General features: G+C 30.6%; 7 protein-coding genes. All 7 read right to left on the bottom strand.

Going from position 1 to position 5,596, the window contains the following annotated elements:
* Positions 1-1,249: type VI secretion system domain-containing protein (locus tag F3G69_RS02925; protein ID WP_149714356.1), on the bottom strand; the 1,249-nt coding region annotated here is incomplete at its 3' end.
* On the bottom strand, positions 1,250-2,014 hold the full coding sequence (gene icmH / locus F3G69_RS02920; RefSeq protein WP_084110013.1) for a type IVB secretion system protein IcmH/DotU: 765 nt from the start codon (positions 2,012-2,014) through the stop codon (positions 1,250-1,252). It abuts the gene before it with no gap.
* Positions 2,015-2,022: 8 nt separating this feature from the next.
* A complete protein-coding gene (gene tssK / locus F3G69_RS02915; RefSeq protein WP_149714355.1) occupies positions 2,023-3,417 on the bottom strand; it encodes a type VI secretion system baseplate subunit TssK in 1,395 nt (464 codons plus the stop codon).
* A 1-nt stretch (position 3,418) separates the two neighbouring features.
* Positions 3,419-3,886, bottom strand: a complete 468-nt coding sequence (gene tssJ / locus F3G69_RS02910; protein ID WP_149714354.1) for a type VI secretion system lipoprotein TssJ — start codon at positions 3,884-3,886, stop codon at positions 3,419-3,421.
* 245 nt (positions 3,887-4,131) lie between these two features.
* Positions 4,132-4,416 (bottom strand): hypothetical protein, encoded by a 285-nt coding sequence (locus tag F3G69_RS02905; protein ID WP_084042025.1) that lies wholly within the window; start codon positions 4,414-4,416, stop codon positions 4,132-4,134.
* Positions 4,406-5,164, bottom strand: a complete 759-nt coding sequence (locus F3G69_RS02900; RefSeq protein WP_149714353.1) for a hypothetical protein — start codon at positions 5,162-5,164, stop codon at positions 4,406-4,408. Before F3G69_RS02900 ends, F3G69_RS02905 begins: the two co-directional genes overlap by 11 nt.
* Before the next feature lie 29 nt (positions 5,165-5,193).
* On the bottom strand, positions 5,194-5,596 hold a 403-nt coding region (locus F3G69_RS09260), incomplete at its 5' end, for a hypothetical protein (RefSeq protein WP_188115325.1).

Below are 5,596 nucleotides of genomic sequence, written 5' to 3'. Positions count from 1 at the left end.
CTGATAAATAATCTTTAAGCTCGGTATTTTCTATAAAATTAACTATTTGTGCATAGGTAGCTTTTGCATTATTATTCATGCCTTGAGCAGTAAAAATTTTTGATAATTCAAGCATAAAATTAAGCTCGCTTTGAGCACTTGAAGCATGCTTGCTTTTGTCTAGTTCTTTTATTAGATCTTCAAAACTCATATCTTTTTTACTATCACTACTAGAAGTAAATTCCAAAGAGTTACTTTTAATAAAAAATTTACTTATATCTTCACTAAAGAAAGCTTCTCCGCTTTGAAATTTGAGCTTTTTTATATCTGGAAATTTATCAATAAAATTTAAAACCATATCACAAACAAGATCGATTTGCCTTGCAAGTCCAGCACTATTTAAAAACTCGCAAAATATCTTAATGCCTTCTATCCAAAATGGGTTAAGTGCTAAATTTCTTATAAATTTTTCTAAATTATCAAGATTTAGTTCGTTACTTTTTTTAAAAAGCATAATCAGATTTTCATCAGGATAACGTATCTGTGTTATTTGATCGCTACTTGATGGAAGCGCCTTTATTCTGCCCCACATTGCTTCAAAAATTAAAGTATAAGCGGTAAAATTTTTAATATCACTCTTTAAAAGCATTAGTGATAAATTTATAAAATATTCTCTAAATTCTCTATCATTAAATGTACTAATGTCATTGCCACTACCACTAAATGAAACGTTTTGATGGTAAGTTGGCTCAGTTTTAGTAATGACTTTTGGCTCTTTAGCTTTTAAAATTTCTTCTTTTTTTTCTTCTATATAAAGCGTATCAAAATGTGTGCCAAACTCTTGCGAAAGCTCAGGCACAAGATCATTAAACGCTTTTGCGTCAGCTTGATCCAAAGCTTTATCATTAGCTTGCGTAAAAAGCTCTATTGTTTGAGCTATTATCTTTTTTTTGGCAGGTAGTTGTTTTTCATTTTTTGCAAGCAAATTTGGCTCTTTTTTCAAAATAGATAGAAAAAAAGCAAAGGCTTTTATAAGTGTCTTAAAAGCCTCTTTGTCGTTTAAATTTATAGCAGAAATCGCTAAAAAATTTAAAAGCTTGGCATCAAGACTAAACTCGCTTAAGGCTTTTAAAGATGAGCTAAATACATAATCCCACTTTATGCTATCATGCATCAAAGTTTTATACTTTGACATCTCATCAGTTAAACTAATATAAAGCTCATTCTCCAAAAAATCTTCATTAAATTTATTACAAAAATTATCTTGCACTTACTTATTATCCATAAAATTCTCTATCTTATTATTTAGGATGCTATCGTTTCTGATATTGTTTTGATCCATAGAATATGTACTATATAAAAACGCGGCTGCGATCATAGCAATGGCTAGCAAAATGAAATAAAATTTTAAGCGCTTTAGCGAAAATACCTCAAGAAAGCTTTTCTTTGTCTGTTTTAAGTAGCTCTTTTCAAATACATTTTCATCAGCCTTTATAAGCGGAGAAACAGCCGCAGCTATATTTTCACAAAGATAAGAGATTTTTTCATTGCAATCTTCTTGGGTTTCATATTTTCCTTTATAGCCAAGCACCAAACAAGCATATATAAATTCTAAGAAATCTTTATTTTTGCCAACATTTTCAAACCACTTATCCATAATGCCAAAGAATTTATTTCCGCCTAGATTTTCATTAAAAAATCTTGTTGTCAGGGTATTATTGGCCCAAAAGCTGTTCATAAAAATTTCATTTTTTAGTAAGCTCTCATCTATAAAAACACAAAGACAATATCTAAGTCTAATAATATCGTCTTCCTCGTAAATGCCTAGATTTGATATCTTTGAAGTAGTACTTAAGATATCATTTATCAATTTTTCACGTAAATTTGCCATTTCACTTTGTGAAAAATTTTGTAATTTTGAAACCCTATTTGCCAAAAGAAGTAATGGTAACACGTGATCTAGTGCAAGATTTGTGCCAAGGCCCAAAAGATTTGTTTGACTTAAAACTGAGGTTTCATTTTGATTTTCGTTCATTTTTATCCTTATAATAAAGCCCACATTTTAATATCAGCATTCGGTAAATTTGCCGTTATATAAACGCTAATCACATTTTGATTTGCAAAGCTTTTAAAAATTTCATCTTTTTTGTCTATCTTGTAATAGATATAATCGTTTAACTTCGGTAAAGTACTAGGAACAACAGAAATTTGCTCTACGTTTATACCTCTTAGCTGTGAAGAAACTATTCCTTTTATATTTGATTGAGTATGGATTTTGCATTGCTCTTTGAAATTTTTAAGAAGATACTCATTTTTCGTATCGCTGTGAATAGCAAAATAAATTTCTGAGTTTTCAATAATGCTTGGATTATCAAAAATACAGTCATAAAAGCCGTGATTATTTTTAACAATTTGCGCCATTATATATTTTGGAGATAAGATATGTGAGAATAAAAGTCTTAGATTATTTATCAAAGGCACAAATGTTTGAGTTAGATTATTGTGATCGTAGGCTATAAATTCGCTAAAACTATTATCGTGACTAAGTGCCAACAGATCAGCCTGAAAATCAACTAATTTTTCATACAAATACTCTGGGTGAAATTTATCTTTCTTTAGCAAATAAGAGAATATCAAATGCCATTTTTTTAGCATATTTAGTGTTAAATACGTTGAAAAATCAAGTCTATTTTTAGCTTGATCAACACCTCCTAGCAACCCAAAATAACTCTCTTGATGTTGCTTTGTAGCAAAGCTAAGCTCCTCTATAAAATTTGTTATGAAGGTATTTTTACTGATGTCAACACAAGTTGGAATAAATTTTTCGTCAAGTGTTATTTGCTTATTTAGGTCTATATTTTTTATTTTACAAATTGGTATGCTAAGCTCGTAAGGCATCTTTGAGCCAAATACTCCAAGAGATGATCTTTGGCTTGCTAGGATTAGATTTTCTTTATCTTGTGTAAAGGCCGAAGATAGTTCAAAATCATCTTTATCGTCTAGCTCGTTTAATATATCATTGCTAGCTTCATCATGCACTCTTGAGCTAATAAGTGCTTGCTTGGCTGTAAATTTTAGATTTGGTAAATTATTTTGCAAGCTAATATCGACCAAACCTGAGCTAATAGGTAGTTTTAACACTATAATGGCTGAGTTTAGTTCGCTTGGGCTTATCTCAAGCGGTTCTGGTAATTCATCTTGATCTGGCGCATTGAAAATCGTGCCATCTTGAGAGATACAAGAAATTTTAGTTAGCCCTACTTTGCCTTGAAGCAAAAGATCGCTTGAAATTTCTAAATCTAAAACACCGTATAAATTTGAAAAAGAAGAGATGGTTTTTAGGTTTAAATTTCTCTCAAAATATCTTTCTTGTTGCTCGAAATGAACCTTATCAACGTTCATTCCGTTATACCAAACGACTTTTAGCTTTTCAGACATTTTATTTGCTTGCTTGTATTTTAGAGCTACTAGCGTCTAAAACATTTACGCCATTTTTTGTTATTTCAAAAACTATATTTTTTTCTTTTATCTCTTTTGTAGCTTTGTAAGCCTTGATATTTGTCTTGCTCTGATCAGCATAAAGTACCAAAATGCCAACATACGGAACTTCGTCAGGATATACATTTGTAAAAGCGTATCTATTTGTATTTGGCTGAATTTGTGTTTTTATAGAGTCAATCTTATCATAGCCTAGTATTTCACCATTTTTCTCGGCTAGATCGATAATGCTAGCTTCTTTAAATTTAGCCACATCTCTTAATTTATAAGCTATGATAGTTATAGGAACATTATCGCCATGATAGTTTAAATTTGAATTTGGCATATTGCTTATAATAAGATCTTTTGCACATCCTGCAAGAAATAGCATAAATACTAAAAAAGATAGAAATTTAAATATTTTTTTCATGAGTTCCTTTACCTGATTTTAATAATATAACTTTTGCGTAATTATATCTAAAAATTTAGATGATGCTCATTTTAAAATTAATGTTCTTAAACAAAACTTTTATATCTGTTCTCATTCTTTTTTATCGTCTTTGTTATTTTTATTATCTTTGCTACTCATACTACTACAGCCACCTGTGTTATTCCAGTAAATATACTTGCCTCGACTTCAGCCGCAGTCCTTATCCTACTCGCCCACTTTTATGTTTACCCTCTTGTGGCGTTGTAACCAATCCACATTATAAATACAAATATGGCCTGTATCAAAGAGACGCCGCCTATCGTGACGTCCATTTCTTTCAAATTCTTTTTCGAAAAGTCGCTCTTTTTTATGCCGTTTTTTATCATAAAATATACATTTGTAAGCATGATTAATGCGACTACGGCATCAACATAATATTCTCCGAAAAGAAGTTTTAGGATTATTATACAAATAGCGCCTACTATAAAAAATGCTATTGACCCAAAAAATACAATCCAATTATTCTTCATTACTTATCTGCTTTTTTGTTTTATCTTTTTTACTTTCTACGCTATCTGCAATAGCTTGTCCGGCTGTAGTAATAAAATTTGTTCCTACTTCGGCCGCAGTCTTTAAATCCCCATTGCCTATTTTTATGTTTTTACCAAAATTTCCTGCTATATTGCCGAATGCACCAAAAGTTCCACCGGCAAAACCTTTTCCAACCACTCTCTCTGCATCTACATCTTTTGATCTGTCTTTAAGCTGAGAGTATAGCTCAGTAGATGAGTTGACAAAAGCGCCTCTGACTATTGCTGAGAATAAACCGCTAGCAGCTCCGCCATATGCACCGCCTAATGCATTTATTACTACTTCTGTATGGTCAATATTTTTAAAACTATAGCCGTTATTTATATACTGCGATCCAATATCTATACCTCCGCCTATGGTGGCGCCTGCTACTATACCAGGGGTTTTTGAGCTATCATAAAATTTAATATCTTTTGTTGCATCTTTTATTAAAGTACTAGGACTGCTTTCCGAAGCAGAGAGCTTTGGTTTAGAAGCTGTCACTAAATAACCTTTATCGTTAGTAATTTTATAAACCTCTACCGGTTTATTATTTTTACCTAATTGTTGATATATCACTTTATTTCCCGTTATATCCATACTATGAGCTACATACTCTTTGCCGTTGTGTCTTAATATACCGTCGCTACCTAGCTTTCCTCCTTTTGGAGTATTGGCTAATAGTTTTTCGTTTATTCTTTCAGTCATTCCTAATTTTAGAGATATTTTTAAAATTTCTATTTATCACCGCTGCTTTGTTTATTTTTTAATTTTATATTTGTAAAATTTAACGAATTCTTACTTTTTTCAAATTTAACTTTTTGCTTCTTTTGTTTTTTAGGGTTTCTATTTTGTGGTTTATCTGGTGTAAATTTTTCAGGTCGCAAAGCCCAAAAAATCACGCCAATAGTAGAAATCCACGAAAAAATGCAAAAATAAAAGAATATTCCGTTGCTTTCAAAAATTGTAAGACAAATTAAAACTATAAAAGCTATTAGAATAAGACTCCCCCATTTAGAAACTTCTTTTAATTTTTTTTGTTTTTTTACTTCATCTTTTAAACAATCAACACTTATATGTAAAAAAAATAAAATATAAAAATTATAAAAAATATAATGAAAAAGTATAAAGTCACGCCTT

The organism is Campylobacter concisus (genome assembly GCF_902460625.1).
In the GTDB taxonomy this organism is placed as follows: Bacteria; Campylobacterota; Campylobacteria; order Campylobacterales; family Campylobacteraceae; genus Campylobacter_A; species Campylobacter_A concisus_AD.
This window is presented reverse-complemented; position numbering and strand designations above follow the sequence as displayed.